Raw genomic sequence first — 17421 nt, 5'->3', positions numbered from 1 at the left:
ACGCCCGACCCTAGAGGGCGGCCCTGACCGACGGGGCACTCCGCATCACCGACGTCGACCCGAACGGCGTGCCTGTGACGCGCTCATCGTCGAGCGCGCGCTCGCGCCTGCCCGGGACTCGACCCGAACAGAATGTGAGCACTCCCCATGAACAGGTTCACCAAGGGCGCCATCGCCGGAGCCGTGGGCATCGCCCTCCTCCTCAGCGGCGCCGGGTCCTTCGCCCTCTGGAACGGCTCGGCCACGGCCGCCGCCGGAACCGTCCAGTCCGGCACGATGACCATCGTCCCGAACGGCACCGGCACCTGGACCGCCGCGCACGGCAGCGGCGCGGCCTCCCCGATCACCATCTCCAGCTTCCGCGCCGTCCCCGGCGACGTGCTGACCTTCACGCAGAAGGTCGACTTGTCGGCGACCGGCGACAACCTGAGCGCGCTGCTCACGGTCGACCCGACCTCCATCAAGGCCGGCACCGGCACCGCGAGCGCCCAGCTCGCCGCCGCGCTGACCAGCGGATTGACCGTCACGATCCCGGGCGCGCTGCCCACGGGCATCACCGCGACGGCGACGCCGAACACCTACAAGGTCGCCGGCCTGGCCGCCACCACCACGGTCACCGTCGTCGTGACACTGCCCTTCGACGCGACCACCTCGGGCACCACCGCGCAGGGCGGAACGGTCGATCTCACCAAGCTGGCCATCTCGCTGCAGCAGCAGTAACCCGGCGGCGCGAGCGACGCGGCGGAGGCGCGAAGTCATGGCGGGCGGCCGGAGGGGCGCGAGGCACCGGGCACACAGCCGCCCGGGCTCGCGGCCCTCCGCTGCGCGCCGGCGCATTCCGCTGCTGCTCGCGGGCGTGGCCGCCCTGATCGGGTCGACCGCGTTCGCCGCCCTCCCCGGCGCGGGCAGTTACGCCCTCTGGAACGGCGCCGCCGCCTCCAACGCCGGCACGGTCACGGGAGGGACGGTCTCGCTCACCGAGACGATGGGGCCGACGCTCGCGTTCACGTTCCGCTCGGGCCAGACCACCACGACGGGAGGCGTGCTCGTGACCAACACGGGCACGGTCACCAGCGCGCTGAGCTCGGCCGTGACCCTCGGCTCCGGGAGTTCGTCCGCGCTCGCGCGCGCCATCGGGATCACGGTGTGGCCGGTCGCGAGCGTCGCGTCCTGCACGGCGGTTGCGACGGTCCCCGTCGGCGCGTACACCTCCACGTGGGCGTCGGCCGCGGGCATCCCCCTCACCGGCACGATCGCCCCGGGCGGGACGAGCGCGTACTGCATCCGCTCGGCGATGAACGTCGCCTCCGCCTCCGGGATAGCCAGTGGCGCGGCCGTGGCCCTCACCATCACCTCGGTCGTCACGGCGGGCACCTGGACGAGCAGTGCGTCGGTCGCCGCGACGCAGTCGTTCGCCGACGACATCGCCCCGTCGACACCGACGCTCTCGCTGACCTCGTCGACGGCCACTTCGGCGACGCTGGCGTTCTCGTCCACCGACAACGTCGGCGTCACGAGCTACCGGATCGTCCGCGACGGCACGGCGGTCGCGACCGTGGCGGCGCCGTCGACGACGGCGACCCTCCCGCTGCCGCCGGGCAACCACAGCATCACGGTCACGGCGTCCGACGCGGCAGGGAACGTCTCGGCGGCCTCCACCGCCGTCGCCGTCTCGGCGCCGATCGCGTCCACCACCTGGTACCAGGTGGTGAGCGCGGCGACCGGGTCGTGCGCGTCGGTGCCGGCCGGTGGACTCGGCAGCGGGACCGCCGTGACCCAGACAGCGTGCGTGGCGACGACTGCCGCCGGCGGCCAGGCGTGGAGGCTGCCCGCCGCGAACACCACAGGCGCCGTCACGTCGGCGAAGCCGAGCCCGACCTCGCCCCAGTACTACTGGACCGTCGCGGGCTCGCCGCCGAACGCCGTGCTGCAGCTGGGCACCAACGCGGGCCAGACCCGGGCCCAGTGGACGACCACCGCGCTCTCGAACGGGCTCTTCCAGTTCGCGGCCACGCCCTCCGGAAACGGCACCACCGTCTGCCTCGACGCAGGCGCGGGAGGCCAGCTGCGGGCCGCCACCTGCTCGGCGACGGCCGCATCGCAGCGGTTCACGCTCGTGGCGGTGACGCCGTGACGACGATCACTCGCGCCAGCGTCGTGCGCCCCCGCCGACGGCGACCGGAGACCCTTCTCGAGTACGTCGGCATCGGCCTGAGCGCGGGCCTCCTGGGCCTCGTGCTGCTGCTCGCCATCGTCGCCGTCGTCGTGCCGCGGATCGCCGGCGCTGTTCCCCTGACGATTCTGACTTCGTCGATGGAGCCGACCCTCCCTCCCGGGACCCTTGTCGTAGTGAAGCCGTTGCCGGCGGCCGACATCCGTGTCGGCGACGTCGTGACCTACCAGCTCCAGTCCGGGGAGCCCGAGGTCATCTCGCACCGCGTCATCGCGATCACGCACTCCACCACCGGCGGCCTCACCTTCACGACGAAAGGCGACAACAATGCCGCGGCCGACCCTCCCGTGATCGCCGACCAGGTGCGCGGTGAGGTCTGGTACAGCATCCCGCTGCTCGGCTACGTGAACAGCGCCCTCGACCAGGGCCAGCGCTCCTGGATCCTCCCTGCCGTCGGCGTCCTCCTGCTCGCCTACGCGGGATATCTGATCGTGCGCGGCGCTGTGGTCGCCGTGCGCAGACGCGCGCGAGTGCCGTAGCTCCGGCGGCCGCGGCCCACCCCGCTCACGCTCGCGGCGCCGCACTCCCTTCGAGTTCGGCCCGATACTTGCGATACTTCGGCGCCCCGACCCATCGCCAGATCAGCGTGACCGGACCGGGGAGGTGCTTCTTCATCCACTCGTCGCCGCCGTCGGGCTGCGAGGCGAGGATGGCGCCAAGCATGTTCCAGTTCTGGCCTTTCGGTGTGTTGGCTCGCCCGTGCTTGGCGAACCACTCCACCTCGCGCTCGGTGATCGTGTGCTCCATGACCGGGACGATGTTCGCCTCCTCGTCGGGAAGGTGCACACCGAGGGCGCTGTTGATTCCGTCGAGCGCACTGTGCACGGGCGCGGCCGTGGTAGGGGCCGGGGCCGCCTGCCAGGCGGGTAGTGCAGCGTCGAGCGCGTTCAGTTGCACGAGCATCGCCGCGTGTTGCTGCTTCATCCGTTCGACGTGGGCGGCGCACGCGGGAGCGCGCTCGTCGATCGCAGGCCAGAGGCGTTCGTCCTCCGCTTCGTGGTGGGCGTGCAGCGAGAGCGAGATCAGCGAGAGCTGCGCCGCGACGACATCCGCATGAGCGGTGTCGCCGTCCGCGACGCCGTCGACCAGGCCGCGGGCTTCGCCGAACGAGTGGCGGAACAGCCGGTGGATCTCGGCCATTCCGCTCGCGTCGCAGGTCTTGGGTCCGTCGAGGGGAGGTTCGCCCGACGCGGGGAGGGAGGTGGCTGACATGCGGGCACTCTACGTCGGCCGGGCGGGTCTGCGCGCTCCCCCTTTCGTGCTCGCTAGTAGCTCTGCGCGAGCCGGTCGACCGCCTCCTGGTAGCGGGCGAGGAACTGCCGTAGCTCGCGGGCGCCTTCGGAGATTCGTCACGAATGTCGACATTCGTGCCACGAAACTGCGTATTCGTGACGAATGTCGGAGGCCAGGACCGCGTCAGACGCGGCTCGACACGGAGTCGCCGGCGAGGCGCTGCGAGAGCCACACGGGGATGATGGCGAGAATCGTCAGGACCGCCGCCACCACGTTCACGACCGGCGCCTGGTTCGGCCGGAACAGGTTCTGGAAGATCCAGATCGGGAGGGTCTGCACGGCCGGTCCTGCGGTGAACGTCGTGACGACGATCTCGTCGAAGCTCAGCGCGAACGCCAGCAGCACGCCGGCCGCAAGCGCACCGCGCACCTGCGGCAGCGTCACCCAGAGGAACGTCTGCCAGCCGCGCGCGCCGAGGTCGCCGGAGGCCTCCTCGAGGGAGGTCCCCATCCGTCGCAACCTGGCCTGCACGTTGTTGTAGACGATGACGATGCAGAACGTGGCGTGTCCGATGATGACCGTGGCCAGCCCGAGCGTCACGCCGACCGGGCCGAGCACAGTCGTGAACGTCGACGCGAGCGCGATGCCGGTCACGATGCCGGGGAGGGTGATCGGCAGCACCACCAGGAAGTTGATGCTCTGGCGCCCGAAGAACCGGAACCGCTGCACGGCGAACGCGGCCATCGTCCCGAGCACCAGCGCGATCGCCGACGCGCACAGTCCCGCGATCACCGAGGTCGCGAGCGCGTCCGCCGCTCCGCGCGAGTGGAATGCGTCCACCCACCACTGCAGCGTGAACCCGGGAGGCGGGAACGAGAACGTGCGCGAGCTGTTGAACGAGTTCAGCACGATCAGCAGCAGCGGCACGTAGAGGACGACCAGGCCGACGGCCATGCAGAGTCCCACGACGATGCGCGCGGGCGTCGAGAGCAGCTTCATACGTTCTCCAATGCCCCCGTGCGCCGGACCGCCAGCAGGTAGAGCACGACCGCGACGAGCGGGATGACCGACAGGGCGGCCGCGAGCGGCTGGTTGTTCGCCGTGACCAGCTGGCCGTAGATCAGATTGGCGAGCAACTGCGTCTTGCCTCCCACGATCCCGACCGCGATGTAGTCGCCGAAGCTCAGCGCGAAGGTGAAGATCGAGCCGGCCACGATCGCCGGGAACACCAACGGGAACGCGACCGTGCGGATCGTGCGCCACGTCGACGCGCCCAGGTCGTAGCTCGCCTCGAACAGCGAGTCGGGAACCCGGTCGAAGCCGGCGTACACCGGGATGATCATGTACGGCAGCCAGAGGTAGGCCAGCGTCATGATCGTCGCCGGGAGGCCGAACCCGGGCGTGTAGCCACCCGTCGCGACCGCGATCGGGCCTCCCGGTTCGACCAGGATGCGCCACGCGTACGCCTTGACCAGGTAGCTCGCCCAGAGGGGGGTCGTCACCGCGACGAGATAGATCGCGCGCCGGCTCGGCCGGGCCACCTTCGCGATGTAGAGAGCCATCGGGAACGCGACCACGGCGTCGATGAGCGTCACGCCGAGAGCCACCAGCAGCGTCCGCAGCGCGACCGTCCCGTAGAGCGGGTCGGTGACCAGCGTCGCGTAGTTCTGGAGGGTGAAGGTCGGCTCCACCGCCCCCGTGAAGCCGTTCACCGCCCAGAACGACGAGACCAGGAGGACGGCGATCGAGCCGAGGTAGATGACGACGAGCCAGAGCAGGGGAGGCCCGAGCAGGAGGCTCAGGCGCGCCCTCACCCCTTGATCTCCTGCCACTTGGTCACCCACTCGCTGTACGCGGTGCAGTCGTTCCCGCTGCCGTCGACGCATTTCGTCTGCGGCGTGGTCCAGTAGTGGATCTTCGACGCGTAGTCGGCGTCGGTGGCGTGGTAGGTGGCGCAGAAGTTCGGGTCCTGAGTCTGCTCGCACGCCTTGGTCTGGGCGGGAGCCTCACCGAACCATTCCGCGACCTCGGCGTTGACCTTCGGAGAGGTGATCCAGTTCATCCACTGGTACATGCAGTTCGGGTGCTTCGCCTTGGAGGAGATCATCCAGGTGTCCGACCAGCCGGTGGAGCCTTCCTTGGGGACCGTCGTTCCGACCTGCACCTTGCCGTCGCCCTGGATCAGATTGGCGATGACCTGCCAGGAGGTTCCGACCACGCTGCTGCCCGACTCGAACGACTGCACAGCCTTGGTGTAGTCCGACCAGTATTCGCCCACAGAGGCCTTCTGCTTCTTCAGCAGGGAGACGGCGGCGTCGAGCTGCTTCTCGGTCAGCGAGTACGGGTCCTTGATGCCGAGCGACTTGTCGTGCGCTTGCAGGTAGAGGGCGGCGTCGGCGATGTAGATCGGCGAGTCGTAGGCCGTCACCTTGCCGGTGTATTGCGAGGCGTCGTCGAAGACGGCCGACCAGGAGTCGGGCGCCGGGGTCACGTCCGCCTTGTTGTACATGAGCACGTTCGCGCCCCAGCCGTGCGGGATGCCGTACATCTGGCCGTCGACCGAGTTCCAGGCCTTGTCCTTCAGGAAGCTGGAGACGGTCGAGTAGTTGGGGACGAGCTTGGTGTTCACCGGCGCGGCCTGACCGCCGTAGACCAGGCGCAGGGTGGCGTCGCCGGAGGCGGAGACGCCGTCGTAGTCACCGGTGCGCATGAGCTGCACCATCTCGTCGGAGGTGCCGGCGACTTTCGCGTTGACCTGGCAGCCGGTGTTCTTCTCGAACGGAGTGACCCAGTCGACGCTCGGATCGTTCGTGCCGTCTTCGGCATAACCCGCCCAGACGATGAGGTTGAGCTGGCTCTCGTTCGCCCCGAGCTTCTTCGCCATCGGGACGTTCGGAACCGAGCCGGCAGAGCCTCCCGAGTTGCCGCCGCCGGAGCAGCCGGCCAGCACCAGGATGGCGGCGGAGACGGCCGCAACCGCGGCGGCCGAGCGCGCGAGGCGCTTCGTTCCACGAATCATGAGTCTTGCCTCTCTTCTACACCTCTGCTGCGAGGTACGTCTGCTGTCTCGGGCTCGGTCTCGGTCTGCCTCGACTCCGATTCGGGTTCGGGTTCGGAGTCGGGGGAGGCCGGGGTGAGTTCCCGGAGGTCGTCGTCATTCCACGAGATGTGCACCCGGGTGTCGCGGTCGAGCTCCGTGCGGTGGGTGCGGTCGTTGCTCTCCAGCACCGAGATCCGAAGGCCGGCGTCGAGGTCGACCACCCGCCGGGTGCTGTTGCCGGCGTACACCGACTCGACGAGCGTGCCGGCTGCGGTGGGCGCGCCGGAGGTGTCGGGCACCGTGTGCAGAGCCAGCTTCTCCGGCCGGATCGAGAACTCGCCGCGCCGGGCGAGGATGTTCCACGCGTGCTCCTGGTCGAACAGGTTGGAGGTGCCGACGAAGTCGGCGACGAACCGGGAGACGGGGTGTTCGTAAAGCTCGCGCGGGGTGCCGAGCTGTTCGATCCGGCCGTTGTTGAAGACCGCGATGCGGTCGGAGAGCGTGAGCGCTTCGTCCTGGTCGTGGGTGACGAAGACGAACGCGATGCCCAGCTCGTGCTGGAGCTGCTTGAGCTCGACCTGCATCTGCTGCCGGAGCTTGAGGTCGAGGGCGCCGAGCGGCTCGTCGAGCAGGAGCGCCTTGGGCTGTACGACCGTCGCGCGGGCGAGCGCCACGCGCTGACGCTGGCCGCCGGAGAGCTGGGCGGGCTTGCGGTCGGCGAACCCCTCCAGCCGCACGGAGGCGAGGGCGTCCAGCGCTCTCCTGCGCCGCTCGGACCGCTTGACGCCGCGGACCCGCAAGCCGTAGGCGACGTTGTCCACGACAGACATATGCGGAAACAGCGCGTAGTCCTGGAAGACGGTGTTGACGTCGCGGGCGGCGGCCGGCCTGCTCGTCACGTCCTGGCCGAACAGCTCGATCGTGCCGGAGGTCGGCTGCTCGAAGCCCGCGATGCACCGCAGCACGGTGGTCTTGCCCGAGCCCGACGGTCCGAGCATCGAGAAGAACTCGCCTGCGGCGATCTCCAGGTCGAGGTGGTCGACGGCGGCGACCGATCCGAAACGCTTGGTCAAACCGGTCAGCCTGATGGCGGGCTGCTCGCTCACATCCAGTCTCCTTCGACGGTGGGCGGGGCTAATCCTATGCACGTGGAGTTCGCTTGCGCTACGCGATCCGAAGCGATTTCTCATGCAGAATGTCGATTCCCGCCGCGCGAGTGCCCTCTCGCCATCGGAATCTTCGGTGCGAGGAGCCGGACATTCGTCACGAATCCCGAGATTCGTGCCACGAATGTGCGCATTCGTGACGAATGTCTGCCGGGTGCGCCGTGGGCGAACGACGGGAGCAACGTCGCGCGGGAGGCGCACACTCGACTCATGACGGATGCCGACGCCCTCGACGCCTACTCGGCGGTGGTGGTGCGCGTCGCCGCCGCGGTCGGGCCGGCCGTCGCCGCGGTGACCGCGCGCACCTCCCGCGGTGTCGGCCTCGGCAGCGCAACCGTCGTCTCGGCGCAGGGCCATCTCCTCACCAGCGCGCACGTCGTGGAGGGCGCGACCCGAGTCGATCTCGCCTTCGGCGACGGCACCCGCGTGCACGCTCGTGTCGTCGGGCGCGACCCTCTCTCCGACCTGGCCATCTTGGAGGCTGACGCCGCGACCCCCGCGGCCGTCGAACTCGGGGACGCCGCTGCGCTCCAGGTCGGCCAGCTCGTGGTGGCGGTCGGTAACCCTCTGGGCCTGGCGGGAAGCGTGACCGCCGGCATCGTCTCGGCACTCGGCCGCTCGCTGCCCACCCGGGCGGGCCGCGTGGTGGACGAGGTGATCCAGACGGACGCCGCCCTCAACCCCGGCAACAGCGGGGGAGCGCTCGCCGACAGCTCCGCGCGCATGATCGGGGTGAACACCGCCGTCGCCGGAACCGGCCTCGGCCTCGCTGTGCCGATCAACGCCACCAGCAGGCAGATCATGGACACGCTGATGCGCGAGGGCCGCGTGCGCCGCGGTTGGCTCGGCATCGCGGGAGCCGAGATCGCCCTCCAGCCGGACGTCGCCCGCAAGGCGGGAGCCCGCACTGGGATCCAGGTGATGTCGGTGGTTCCGGACAGCCCGGCCGACCTCGCTGGCATCCGCCCGGGCGACGTGCTGATCTCGCTCGACCGCATGCGCATCCACGCGGTCGCCGACCTCCAGCGCCTCATGATCGCCAGCACGATCGGCCGCCGCCTCGAGCTCACCGTGTGGCGCAACGGCGCCCTCGTCGACGCGATCGTGGAGCCCACCGAGCTCGCCGACGCATAGCGGAGCCCGGATTTGCGCCAAATGTGGCGTTAGGCGGTCCCAGACGCAACATTTGCGGCAAATGATGGCCCACTAGGCTGACGGGACCGACCAGAAGGAGCGTCCGTGTCCGACCCGATCAGCACCGACCAGCAGCAGGCGATCCTCGGCGCGGAGGTCGCCCGCTACGTCTCCGACGGCTGGGCGGTCGAGTCCGTGGTCGGCGCGACGGCTACCCTCACCAAGAACAAGCGGATCGGCTGGTTCTGGAACACGATCCTCACCCTGCTCACCGCAGGCCTGTGGCTCATCGTCGTCATCTATCGCGTGGTCAACCGCAAGCGCTACACGATCGTTCTCACCGTCGACCCGTCCGGGCGCGTGCGCCGCTCGAATCGCGGCGGCGCTCGCACCTCACGGTAGGCGTCGGCGGCATCAGAACCGCGTCGCCCCCCGACCGCTCGTTCTACCACCTGAACACGGCTGGGCGCGCCACCGACCCCTCTGGCTAGGATGTGAGCGCTCACAGAAAGGAGCCCGAGTGTCCCCATCCCTCTCGGCCGGCAGCGTCGCCACGCCGATCAGCACCGACCAGCAGCGGCTCGCCCTCAGCGCAGAGGTCGCCCGCTACGTCGCCCAGGGCTACACCGCCGAGTCCGTGTTCGCCTCGACGGCGACTCTGACCAAGAACACGCGGATCGGCTGGTTCTGGAACACGGTGCTCACCCTGCTCACCGCCGGTCTCTGGCTCATCGTCGTCATCTACCGCCTGGTCAACCGCACGCGCTACACCATCGTGCTCACGGTCGACCCGTTCGGCGCGGTCCGCTGTTCGAATCGTGGAGGTGCGCGGACCTCCCGGTAGGGGCGCTGCAGAGGAAGAGGCTGGCGGTACCCTTCGGCTGAGGCGAGGACCTACGATCCTTGCATGAGCCCCGACGACCTCCCGCACGCCATGACCGGCCGCGCCAGCCCTGCCAAAGCGGCCGTCGGCGACAAGCCGGTCTTCGCCTACATCGCGAGCCTCCCGCAGCCGCAGCGCGGCATCGCCGAAGCGGTCGACGCGCTGGCGGCGCGGACGCTCCCGAACCTGCAACGGTCCATCAAGTGGGGGATGTCGTACTACGGCGTCGGGGACGGCTGGTGTTTCTGCTGCGGCGGCTTCGATGACCATGTCAAAGTCATGTTCATCAACGGCGTGACGCTGGATCCTGTGCCGCCGGTGACACCGATCGGCATGGGGAAGGCGACCCGGGGCGTCGAACTGCGCTCGATCGACGAACTCGACGAACGCCAGGTGGGCGAGTGGATGCGGCAGGTCGCGTCGGTTCCCGGGGTGGGCGGCAGGCGACGCTAGTCACAAACAGCCGTTGTAGCCTCACAACTCACTGCGAGTAGCGGTCGACCCCCTCGATCCACCAGGCTCGAACACATGCAGTTCGCCCCCGCCCGCACCCTCCCGACCCGACTGACGACGCGCGCGGTGGAGGTCGCCCCCGGCGTCGCGATCACCGTCGTGATCGCCCTCCTCGCAACGGTGGTCTCCCGGTTCGTGCCGGCGCTCGGCAGCGCACTGCCAGCGCTGATCATCGGTGTGATCGTGGGTGTCGTCCGCCGGCCGGCCGGTCGCTTCGCGCCAGGCGTCGCCTACTCGGGCAAGTTCGTGCTCCAGCTCGCGGTCGTGCTGCTCGGGGTGCAGCTGTCGCTGTCGAGCATCCTCGTCGTCGGCGTGCAGTCGCTGCCGGTCATGCTGACGACGCTCGCCGTGTGTCTGCTGGCAGCCTGGCTCATCGGCAAGGCGCTGCGCATCCCGAGCCGCGAGCGCACGCTCATCGGGGTCGGCACGGGGATCTGCGGCGCGTCCGCCATCGCCGCGGTCTCGCCGATCATCGGGGCGGCCAGCGCGGAGATCGCGTACGCCGTGTCGACGATCTTCCTGTTCAACGCCGTCGCTGTGCTCGTCTTCCCCCTGATCGGCCACGCGCTCGGGATGACGCCGCACGCGTTCGGCCTCTTCGCCGGAACGGCGGTCAACGACACGAGCTCGGTGGTGGCGGCGGCGAGCCTGTTCGCGACCTCCGCCCTGGGCTTCGCGGTCGTCGTCAAGCTGGTGCGCACGCTCATGATCATCCCGATCAGCGTCACCCTCGCCGTCGTCGAGCACCGGAGGCGCAACGCCGGGGCGCCGCTCACCGCCCGGCGGATCGTGGGGCTCGTGCCGTGGTTCCTGGTCGGTTTCCTCGTGGTCGCGGCGGCGAACTCGGTGGTGCCCATCCCGGGCGGCGTGCACGACGCGCTCGTGACGGTCAGCGTGTTCCTGGTGTCGGTCGCGCTCGCCGGCATCGGCCTCTCGACCGACATCGGCGCCATCCGGCGCGCGGGGTGGAGGCCGTTGCTCCTGGGCGGGATCCTCTCGACCCTGGTCGCCGTCACCAGCCTGGCGGTGCTGGCGCTGACCGGTCAGCTCTGAGCGGCGCGCTCCAGCCGTCGTGAACGGAGGACCTGCGCCCTCGAACCCGGCCGTTCTCCTCCGTCAGCTGCTTTCCGGCTGCTCTGCGCGCCGCGTCTCCTCCGTTGCCCGCGCGGCTCCTACGACCTCCAGCAGCCGCCGCACCGCACTCGGCAGCCCCGCGTTGCTGCGCCGCCACACCGCTGTGAGAGGCCGTACGATCCGCAGCTGCCGCACCGGCACCTTCACGAGCGTCCCGGCCGCGAGCTGCTCGCGTACGGCGAGGATGCTGAGCACGGCCGGGTGGTCGCCGGCCGCGGTCGTGGCACGGATGGCGCTCGTCGACGAGAGCTCCAGCGCGGGCCGCACGGGAGGGTGGCCGGCGTCGGCGGCGGCGCGCTCGTAGGCGAGCCGGGTGCCGGAGCCGCTCTCCCGCGCCACGATGGGTGTGCGGGCGAGCTCCTCCACCGAGACACCACGCGTGCGGCGCGCCCACGGGTGCCCGCGCCCGACGACGACCACGAGTTCGTCCGAGCCGATGGTCGCGGCCTCCAGGTCGGAGGGGAGCTCGGGCGTCTCGATGAAGCCGATCGCGGCGGCGCCGCCGCGCACGGCCGCCGCGACCGCCTCGCTGTTGGCGGCGGTCAGCTCGATGCGCAGGTCGGGCGACTCGCCGTGCATGGCCGTCAGCCAGCGCGGCGCCAGGTTCTCGGCGATGGTCATGCTGGCCGCGATCCGGAGGCTGCCCTGCGACGACTCCCGCAGCGACAGCACGCTCGCGTCGAATCGTTCGGCGGCGTCCAGCACCTCCGCCGCCCATTCGGCGATCAGCGCGCCCGCCTCGGTGGGCCGCGTGCCGTGCGTACTGCGCACCATCAGGGCGACGCCGAGTTCGCGCTCCAGGGCGGCGAGCCGGGCGGAGGCCGCCTGCTGCGTCAGGCCGACCGCGCGTGCCGCCTGCGAGACGCTGCCCCGCTCGATCGCCTGCACCAGCAGCCGCAGGCTCAGGATGCTCGCCGTCACGCCCGTTCTCCCGATCCGCTGCTGACCACTCCTTCATTCTGGGGGCGCGCGAGCCCGCTCACGCGCGGGCCCGCGGCAGCCGCACCACGACCTCCGCGCCGCCGCCCGCAGCGCCGCCCGCCGACACGGTACCGCCGTGCCGGTCGACCACTTCCGCGACGAGCGCCAGCCCGAGCCCGTAGTGCCGCTCGTGACCGGCGCCGTCACCGTCGCCCGCGCCCGGCGCCCGCGTGGAGGCGAACCGGTCGAACGCGCGCTCCTCATCGGCGAACCCCGGCCCGTCGTCCGACACCGTGAGCACCACCTCGTCACGCGACGTCGTCACCGCGATGCCGACGCGGGTTACCGCGTGATCCAGCGCGTTGTCGACCAGGGCGACGATGAGCCGCCGCAGCGAGACCGGCGCGCCGGTGACCACGGCGTCGTCCACTGCGTCCGTCGAGATCGTCAGGCCGCGATCGTGCGCCCGCCCCTCGGCCGAACGCGCCACGACGGCCGCGAGCGCGCCGATGTCGACACCCTCGGCCTCCGCGCTCTGGCGCGGATCGGCCGCGGTGAGGAGGTCCTCCACGATCTCGGTCAGCGCACGGCTGTCGTCGACGATCTCGTCGAGCCCCTCGCGCACGTCGCCGTCCGACCCGGAGGCGTCGCCGGAGGCCAGCCGCCGCCGCAGCAGTTGCGCGCGCGTGCTCAGCAGCGTGAGCGGGGTGCGCAGCTCGTGCCCGGCGTCGGCGACGAACCGTCGCTGCAGCGCCAGCGCCTCCGACATCGGGCGCATCGAGCGGCGGGCGAGCAGAAGGCCGATGCCTGCCGCCGCGAGGGTCGCGATGACGCCCGAGATCACGAGGGCGACCAACAGCCGGTCCAGCTCCTCCTCCTGTTCGCCGAGCCCGTACGAGACCTGTACGACCTTGCCGCGCCGCACATCGGTCTGCGTGAGGTAGCTCTGGCCGCCGGCGACGACGGTCGCGAGCCGCGAACCGCCATTCTGGGCGACGTCCTGCAGCGCCTGCTCGTCGGGCAGCCCGCTCGGGAGGTGCGGCGAGCTGTCCCTGCCGCCGTCCGGCATCACGACCGTGATCAACAGGTTCCGCGGTGCGTCGTGCACAGAGTCGACCATCGAGGCGTCCTGGAGGGCACGGTGCGCGGCCTCGTTCTGACCGGTCGAGACGACGACGTAGACGACGCCCCCCAGCAGCACGAACAGGGCCACGATGAGGAGGGCGAACTGCACCGCCAGCCGGGTGGAGGCCGCGCGCAGCTCGCGCTGGTCCGCCCTCATTCCAGGCCGCCCAGCCGGTAGCCCACGCCGCGCACGGTCTCGATGAGGGTGCGGCCGAACTTCTTGCGGAGGTGGTGCACGTAGGTGTCGACCACGCCGGGGTCGTCGGCGTCGGCGAACACCTCGTCGAGCAGCACGCCGCGCGAGAAGACCTGCTCGGGACGGCGGGCCAGCAGCTCGAGGAGGCCGGCCTCCCGGTCGGACAGCACGGTGCGCCCGCCGTCGGCGAGCGTCACGGTGCGACTGCCGACGTCGAGCCTCCCACCGGGGAACCGCACGGTCGGCACGTTCGACGACGCGCGCCGGATGAGCGCGCGGACCCGGGCCAGCAGCTCGTCGATGTCGAACGGCTTCGCCAGGTAGTCCTCGGCGCCGGCGTTGAGCCCGTCGACGCGGTCGGGCGCTGTGCCGAGCGCCGAGAGGATCAGGACGGGAGTGGTCACGCCGCTGTTGCGCAGCCCGGCGAGCACGCCGAGCCCGTCGACAGCAGGGAGGCCGCGGTCGAGCACGACGGCGTCGAACGTCTCGGTGAGGCCGAGGTGCAGCGCCCGCTGCCCGTCGCGGGCGATCGCGACGTCGTAGCCGTCGGAGCGCAGCAGTGTCTCGAGCATGCCCGCGAGACGGCTGTCGTCCTCGGCGACGAGCACGCGGGGGCCCTCGGTGCGTGACGCGGCGCTCATGCCCACAGCATAGGAGGCCCCCACCGGGCCCTCCGGACCAGACGGGCTCACCCGTCGTCCTCCGCCCGCGCGAAGGCCAGGTCGCCGACGCCCAGCAGGGTTCCGTCGGTCGCCACCGCCAGCACGGCGCGCGCACCCTGACCGAGCGCCCAGCGCACCCCGTGCGGCCCGAGCGCGAACACGGCGGTCGCGAGCAGATCTGCGGTCGTCAGGTCGTCGGCGACGACGGTCGCGCTGCGCAGCCCGGTCGCGGCCGCATCCGTGCGACCGTCGACGATGTGTGCGCCGCGCTCGTACGCGCCGGAGGTCGCGACGCCGCCGTCGGTGACCTCCAGCACCGCGAGCAGCTCGGTCGCACTGTCGGGGGAGCGCACGGCGACGTGCCACGGCCTCCCGTCGCCCGGGCTGCCCGCGACGGCCACGTCGCCGCCTGCGTTCAGGCAGTGGTTCCGGAAGTCCTGCTCGGCGAGCACGCGCGCGGCACGGTCGGCCGCCCAGCCCTTCACGACGCCGTCGAGGTCCCAGCTCCCATCCGGACGGCGGATGCGGAACGCGCCGCCCGACGCGTCGGCCAGCGCCGACCCGAGCGCGACGACCTGCCGGAAGTCGTCGCTCACGCCATCGAGCGAGCCACCGCGCGCGTTGACACGGCTGAGCTCGCTGTCCGCCCGGTAGGCGCTGAAGCGCTCGTCCGCCTCCCGCAGCACAGCGAAGGCGCGCTCGGCCGCTGCGGTGGAGTCGCGCACGTCGCGCACGTCGATCGACATGGGGATGCCCATGACGGTCTCGAGGAACCTCATCGCTGGTCGATCGCCGACTGCAGCGACTGGATGTAACCCTCCGACGTGTAGGTCGCGCCCGAAACCGTGTCGATCTGGGCCGACTGCTTCGACAGCGTCTCCTGCTGCAGGATGGGCAGCGCCTGCGAGTTGATCTCGACGTCGCGCCCGCTCTCGCTGGGGTACTGCACGGTGTCGACGGCGGTGATCGTGGTGCCGCTGAAGGTGACCTTCACCTGCACCGGCCCGTAGCGCGTGTCGACGGCGGTGCCGGTGACGGTCTTGGTGGCCGACGCGGACGACGCGGCGGGCGCTGAAGCGGTCGCGCTCGGCGACGGCGTCGCGCTCGCGCTCGGGGTGCTGGTCGTGCTCGGCGTGCTGGAGGTCGTCGTGCCCGACGCGGAGGTCGAGACGTGCACCGAGGTCTGGGCGCTGGAGGCCTGCTCGCCCACCCCGTACAGCTTGAGGCCCACGGTCGCACCCATGGTCACGAGGATCACGGCGAACAGGATGGTCCCCCTCCAGGCCTTGTTATTCATGAGGGCTCCGATTTGTTCATGACATGCTCAGTTCTTCTCGGTGGATGAAACGCTTGGGCATCCGCAGCTCCTTCAGGCTTGCCTCCACGTTCTCGGCCATGCCCTCCGGCCCGCAGATGAAGGCCTCCCAGTTGTGGGCGTCCGGGATGATGCGCTTCAGGTAGCCGGGGCCGAGCGGGTCGTAGCCGAGCTCGGCGCGGCGGCCGACCAGCGGGTAGACGGTGACGCCCGGCATCGCGGTGAGCTCGTTCAGCAGCGCGAGCTGTTCGGGGCGGCTGACCCGGTAGAGCACGACGGGCTGGGCGCCGCGGACGACCAGGTCTTCGGCGAGGGCCCGGATCGGGCCGATGCCGGCGCCGCCGGCGATGAGGAGGATCTTGCCCCGGCTCGCCCGATCGGCGGTGAAGTGGCCGAATGGACCTTCGGCGAAGACCAGGGTGCCGGGCTTGAGGGCGGCCAGCCGGCTGGAATGGTCGCCGAGTGTGCCGACGGTGATCCGGAGGTGGTCGTTCGACGGCACGGCCGAGACCGAGTACGGATGGGCAGTGCCGAGGTGCCCCCACGCGACGAACCGGAACAGCAAGAAGTTGCCCGCTCGCACGCCCAGCCGGTCGATGTGCGGGCCGGTGAGCCAGACGCTGTTGAGCCCGTGGCCCTCCGGCACGACGGCGGCGACGCGCATCCGCCGGTGCCAGGCATCCATCGTCGGCAGGATGAAGCGCCAGGTCAGCACGGCGGAGGCGGTGCCGAGGTAGAGCGCAATCCAGAGCACCCGGTTCAGCGGGTTCGAGACGAAATGCGCACCGCCGCTCAGCTGGTGCAGAAAGGTGAGGAAGATCGCGACATAGGTGGTGACGTGCAGCCAGTACCAGACCTCGTACGACAGCTTCGTGCGGATCAGGCGCGCGCTGCTCAGCCCGACCGCGAGGAAGGCGATGGTGCCGACCAGCGCGGTGAACATGTCCGGGTAGGAGTAGTAGACGTTCCAGAACTCGTCCCACGGCGTGGCCTTGTCGACCACCTCCGTGCCCAGCACGATGAAGACGACGTGCACGACGATGAGGAAGATCACCGAGGCCCCGAGCGACCGGTGCCACGAGACGAGCTTGTCGAGCCCGACCGCGTTCTCGAACCAGGGGATCCGGGCGATCAGCAGCACCTGATAGCAGACCAGCAGCGCGCCGACCATCCCGCTCAGCTCGCCGATGGAGGTGATCGCGTTCGCCGGGGTGGAGGCGAAGCTCGCCGGAACGCTGAACCACCACATCCCGAGCACCACGACGACGCTCGCGACGAGCGCGACGCGCACGGTGCGCGCACTGCGTCGGTGCCGCGTCGCGGTGCCGCGGCGCGGTCGCCTCGCGGGGTTCGTCGTGGGGGCCGTCGTGGTGGCCCAGGTCTCTGCCATGACTCCAACGATGGCGGGCGAATCTTTGTGCATTCTTACGTGGGCTGAGAACGGCCTAAGAAGCGGCTATGGAGTCGGCCGCGTACCGGCGTCGGCGCCGGCGTCGGCGGCGTCGGGTGTCGTGGCGCTGTACCGCGGAGACCGCGTGCGGTCCTCACATGTCCAGCGGGCGCGCTCCCTGCTCGGGTTCGCCGGTCAGCTCCCGGATGGCGTCCTCGTCCAGTCGCTCCCACCGGGCGCGCCGCCCGACGCCGAACAGGTAGACCATGTCGAGGACGCCCAGTGTGTTCGTCAGCAGCAGGGTCACGAACCACGGCTTGCTGTCGTTCCTCGCTGCGCGCCAGAGCGAGGCGCCCTTCCAGGCGAGACTCCAGGCGACGATCGCGACGATGAGGCCGCGGCCCGCCGGCGGCATGTCGCGGAAGCTGCGCGGTGCATCGAAGTTCTCTCTCATGCCTCCATTGCACCGCTCCGGT

20 protein-coding genes are annotated in these 17421 nt (G+C 70.7%); 8 read left to right on the top strand and 12 right to left on the bottom strand.

The annotated features are described in order from the left end of the window. Positions 1 to 147 precede the first annotated feature (147 nt). The 3 genes from AC0HS0_RS15790 to AC0HS0_RS15780 all read left to right on the top strand — a co-directional run bounded on the left by AC0HS0_RS15790 (position 148) and on the right by AC0HS0_RS15780 (position 2712). Positions 148 to 720, top strand: coding sequence for an alternate-type signal peptide domain-containing protein (locus AC0HS0_RS15790; protein ID WP_472965045.1), 573 nt, complete (start codon positions 148 to 150; stop codon positions 718 to 720). Positions 721 to 856: 136 nt separating this feature from the next. Beyond that, the gene (locus tag AC0HS0_RS15785) at positions 857 to 2134 is read left to right on the top strand and encodes a hypothetical protein (RefSeq protein WP_472965043.1); all 1278 of its coding nucleotides are present in this window, start codon (positions 857 to 859) and stop codon (positions 2132 to 2134) included. Continuing rightward, positions 2131 to 2712 (top strand): signal peptidase I, encoded by a 582-nt coding sequence (locus tag AC0HS0_RS15780; protein ID WP_472965041.1) that lies wholly within the window; start codon positions 2131 to 2133, stop codon positions 2710 to 2712. The genes AC0HS0_RS15785 and AC0HS0_RS15780 overlap by 4 nt, the downstream gene beginning before the upstream one ends. A 25-nt stretch (positions 2713 to 2737) precedes the next feature. Here the strand turns inward: AC0HS0_RS15780 and AC0HS0_RS15775 are convergent, their stop codons facing one another. From AC0HS0_RS15775 to AC0HS0_RS15755, 5 genes are all read right to left on the bottom strand, one after another. Next, positions 2738 to 3445 carry a hemerythrin domain-containing protein gene (locus AC0HS0_RS15775; protein WP_472965040.1) on the bottom strand — a complete coding sequence of 236 codons (708 nt, stop codon included), beginning with the start codon at positions 3443 to 3445 and terminating at the stop codon, positions 2738 to 2740. 204 nt (positions 3446 to 3649) lie between these two features. Then, the gene (locus tag AC0HS0_RS15770; RefSeq protein WP_472965039.1) at positions 3650 to 4465 is read right to left on the bottom strand and encodes an ABC transporter permease; all 816 of its coding nucleotides are present in this window, start codon (positions 4463 to 4465) and stop codon (positions 3650 to 3652) included. Continuing rightward, positions 4462 to 5280 carry an ABC transporter permease gene (locus AC0HS0_RS15765; protein WP_472965038.1) on the bottom strand — a complete coding sequence of 273 codons (819 nt, stop codon included), beginning with the start codon at positions 5278 to 5280 and terminating at the stop codon, positions 4462 to 4464. The genes AC0HS0_RS15770 and AC0HS0_RS15765 overlap by 4 nt, the downstream gene beginning before the upstream one ends. Continuing rightward, the gene (locus AC0HS0_RS15760; protein WP_472965037.1) at positions 5277 to 6485 is read right to left on the bottom strand and encodes an ABC transporter substrate-binding protein; all 1209 of its coding nucleotides are present in this window, start codon (positions 6483 to 6485) and stop codon (positions 5277 to 5279) included. The genes AC0HS0_RS15765 and AC0HS0_RS15760 overlap by 4 nt, the downstream gene beginning before the upstream one ends. Further along, the gene (locus AC0HS0_RS15755) at positions 6482 to 7612 is read right to left on the bottom strand and encodes an ABC transporter ATP-binding protein (RefSeq protein ID WP_472965036.1); all 1131 of its coding nucleotides are present in this window, start codon (positions 7610 to 7612) and stop codon (positions 6482 to 6484) included. Before AC0HS0_RS15755 ends, AC0HS0_RS15760 begins: the two co-directional genes overlap by 4 nt. 270 nt (positions 7613 to 7882) lie before the next feature. Here AC0HS0_RS15755 and AC0HS0_RS15750 point away from each other — a divergent pair, with 270 nt between their 5' ends. From AC0HS0_RS15750 to AC0HS0_RS15730, 5 genes are all read left to right on the top strand, one after another. Beyond that, entirely contained in the window at positions 7883 to 8806 is a 924-nt protein-coding gene (locus tag AC0HS0_RS15750) for a S1C family serine protease (RefSeq protein ID WP_472965035.1), read from the top strand. Positions 8807 to 8911: 105 nt separating this feature from the next. After that, positions 8912 to 9208, top strand: coding sequence for a hypothetical protein (locus tag AC0HS0_RS15745; RefSeq protein WP_472965034.1), 297 nt, complete (start codon positions 8912 to 8914; stop codon positions 9206 to 9208). Positions 9209 to 9326: 118 nt separating this feature from the next. Next, entirely contained in the window at positions 9327 to 9650 is a 324-nt protein-coding gene (locus AC0HS0_RS15740; RefSeq protein WP_472965033.1) for a hypothetical protein, read from the top strand. 63 nt (positions 9651 to 9713) lie between these two features. Then, a complete protein-coding gene (locus AC0HS0_RS15735) occupies positions 9714 to 10142 on the top strand; it encodes a DUF1801 domain-containing protein (RefSeq protein ID WP_472965032.1) in 429 nt (142 codons plus the stop codon). A 75-nt stretch (positions 10143 to 10217) separates the two neighbouring features. Next, positions 10218 to 11255, top strand: a complete 1038-nt coding sequence (locus tag AC0HS0_RS15730) for a YeiH family protein (protein ID WP_472965031.1) — start codon at positions 10218 to 10220, stop codon at positions 11253 to 11255. A gap of 63 nt (positions 11256 to 11318) precedes the next feature. On the opposite strand, the gene AC0HS0_RS15725 is transcribed toward AC0HS0_RS15730, so the two are convergent. The 7 genes from AC0HS0_RS15725 to AC0HS0_RS15695 all read right to left on the bottom strand — a co-directional run bounded on the left by AC0HS0_RS15725 (position 11319) and on the right by AC0HS0_RS15695 (position 17399). Then, positions 11319 to 12257, bottom strand: coding sequence for a LysR family transcriptional regulator (locus AC0HS0_RS15725; protein ID WP_472965030.1), 939 nt, complete (start codon positions 12255 to 12257; stop codon positions 11319 to 11321). A 58-nt stretch (positions 12258 to 12315) separates the two neighbouring features. Further along, positions 12316 to 13539 carry a sensor histidine kinase gene (locus AC0HS0_RS15720; protein WP_472965029.1) on the bottom strand — a complete coding sequence of 408 codons (1224 nt, stop codon included), beginning with the start codon at positions 13537 to 13539 and terminating at the stop codon, positions 12316 to 12318. After that, positions 13536 to 14219 carry a response regulator transcription factor gene (locus tag AC0HS0_RS15715; RefSeq protein WP_472965028.1) on the bottom strand — a complete coding sequence of 228 codons (684 nt, stop codon included), beginning with the start codon at positions 14217 to 14219 and terminating at the stop codon, positions 13536 to 13538. Before AC0HS0_RS15715 ends, AC0HS0_RS15720 begins: the two co-directional genes overlap by 4 nt. Before the next feature lie 47 nt (positions 14220 to 14266). Further along, positions 14267 to 15019, bottom strand: coding sequence for an FAD:protein FMN transferase (locus AC0HS0_RS15710; RefSeq protein ID WP_472965027.1), 753 nt, complete (start codon positions 15017 to 15019; stop codon positions 14267 to 14269). Then, positions 15016 to 15537 carry an FMN-binding protein gene (locus tag AC0HS0_RS15705; RefSeq protein WP_472965026.1) on the bottom strand — a complete coding sequence of 174 codons (522 nt, stop codon included), beginning with the start codon at positions 15535 to 15537 and terminating at the stop codon, positions 15016 to 15018. The genes AC0HS0_RS15710 and AC0HS0_RS15705 overlap by 4 nt, the downstream gene beginning before the upstream one ends. 16 nt (positions 15538 to 15553) lie before the next feature. After that, on the bottom strand, positions 15554 to 16945 hold the full coding sequence (locus AC0HS0_RS15700; protein WP_472965025.1) for a ferredoxin reductase family protein: 1392 nt from the start codon (positions 16943 to 16945) through the stop codon (positions 15554 to 15556). A gap of 154 nt (positions 16946 to 17099) precedes the next feature. Then, positions 17100 to 17399 carry a DUF5652 family protein gene (locus AC0HS0_RS15695; RefSeq protein WP_472965024.1) on the bottom strand — a complete coding sequence of 100 codons (300 nt, stop codon included), beginning with the start codon at positions 17397 to 17399 and terminating at the stop codon, positions 17100 to 17102. Between the last annotated feature and the right edge of the window lie 22 nt (positions 17400 to 17421).

This window comes from Leifsonia sp. PARNA 1/14, assembly GCF_055720965.1.
Note: the sequence above shows the minus strand (reverse complement) of the source record. Positions and strands in the feature narration are given on the sequence as shown.

Coding starts and splice junctions, on each gene's coding strand:
- AC0HS0_RS15750 (WP_472965035.1), top strand. CDS start 7,883: ATGACGGATGCCGACGCCCTCGACGCCTACTCGGCGGTGGTGGTGCGC.
- AC0HS0_RS15705 (WP_472965026.1), bottom strand. CDS start 15,537: ATGAATAACAAGGCCTGGAGGGGGACCATCCTGTTCGCCGTGATCCTC.
- AC0HS0_RS15695 (WP_472965024.1), bottom strand. CDS start 17,399: ATGAGAGAGAACTTCGATGCACCGCGCAGCTTCCGCGACATGCCGCCG.
- AC0HS0_RS15770 (WP_472965039.1), bottom strand. CDS start 4,465: ATGAAGCTGCTCTCGACGCCCGCGCGCATCGTCGTGGGACTCTGCATG.
- AC0HS0_RS15735 (WP_472965032.1), top strand. CDS start 9,714: ATGAGCCCCGACGACCTCCCGCACGCCATGACCGGCCGCGCCAGCCCT.
- AC0HS0_RS15730 (WP_472965031.1), top strand. CDS start 10,218: ATGCAGTTCGCCCCCGCCCGCACCCTCCCGACCCGACTGACGACGCGC.
- AC0HS0_RS15720 (WP_472965029.1), bottom strand. CDS start 13,539: ATGAGGGCGGACCAGCGCGAGCTGCGCGCGGCCTCCACCCGGCTGGCG.
- AC0HS0_RS15775 (WP_472965040.1), bottom strand. CDS start 3,445: ATGTCAGCCACCTCCCTCCCCGCGTCGGGCGAACCTCCCCTCGACGGA.
- AC0HS0_RS15790 (WP_472965045.1), top strand. CDS start 148: ATGAACAGGTTCACCAAGGGCGCCATCGCCGGAGCCGTGGGCATCGCC.
- AC0HS0_RS15710 (WP_472965027.1), bottom strand. CDS start 15,019: ATGAGGTTCCTCGAGACCGTCATGGGCATCCCCATGTCGATCGACGTG.
- AC0HS0_RS15715 (WP_472965028.1), bottom strand. CDS start 14,219: ATGAGCGCCGCGTCACGCACCGAGGGCCCCCGCGTGCTCGTCGCCGAG.
- AC0HS0_RS15760 (WP_472965037.1), bottom strand. CDS start 6,485: ATGATTCGTGGAACGAAGCGCCTCGCGCGCTCGGCCGCCGCGGTTGCG.
- AC0HS0_RS15700 (WP_472965025.1), bottom strand. CDS start 16,945: ATGGCAGAGACCTGGGCCACCACGACGGCCCCCACGACGAACCCCGCG.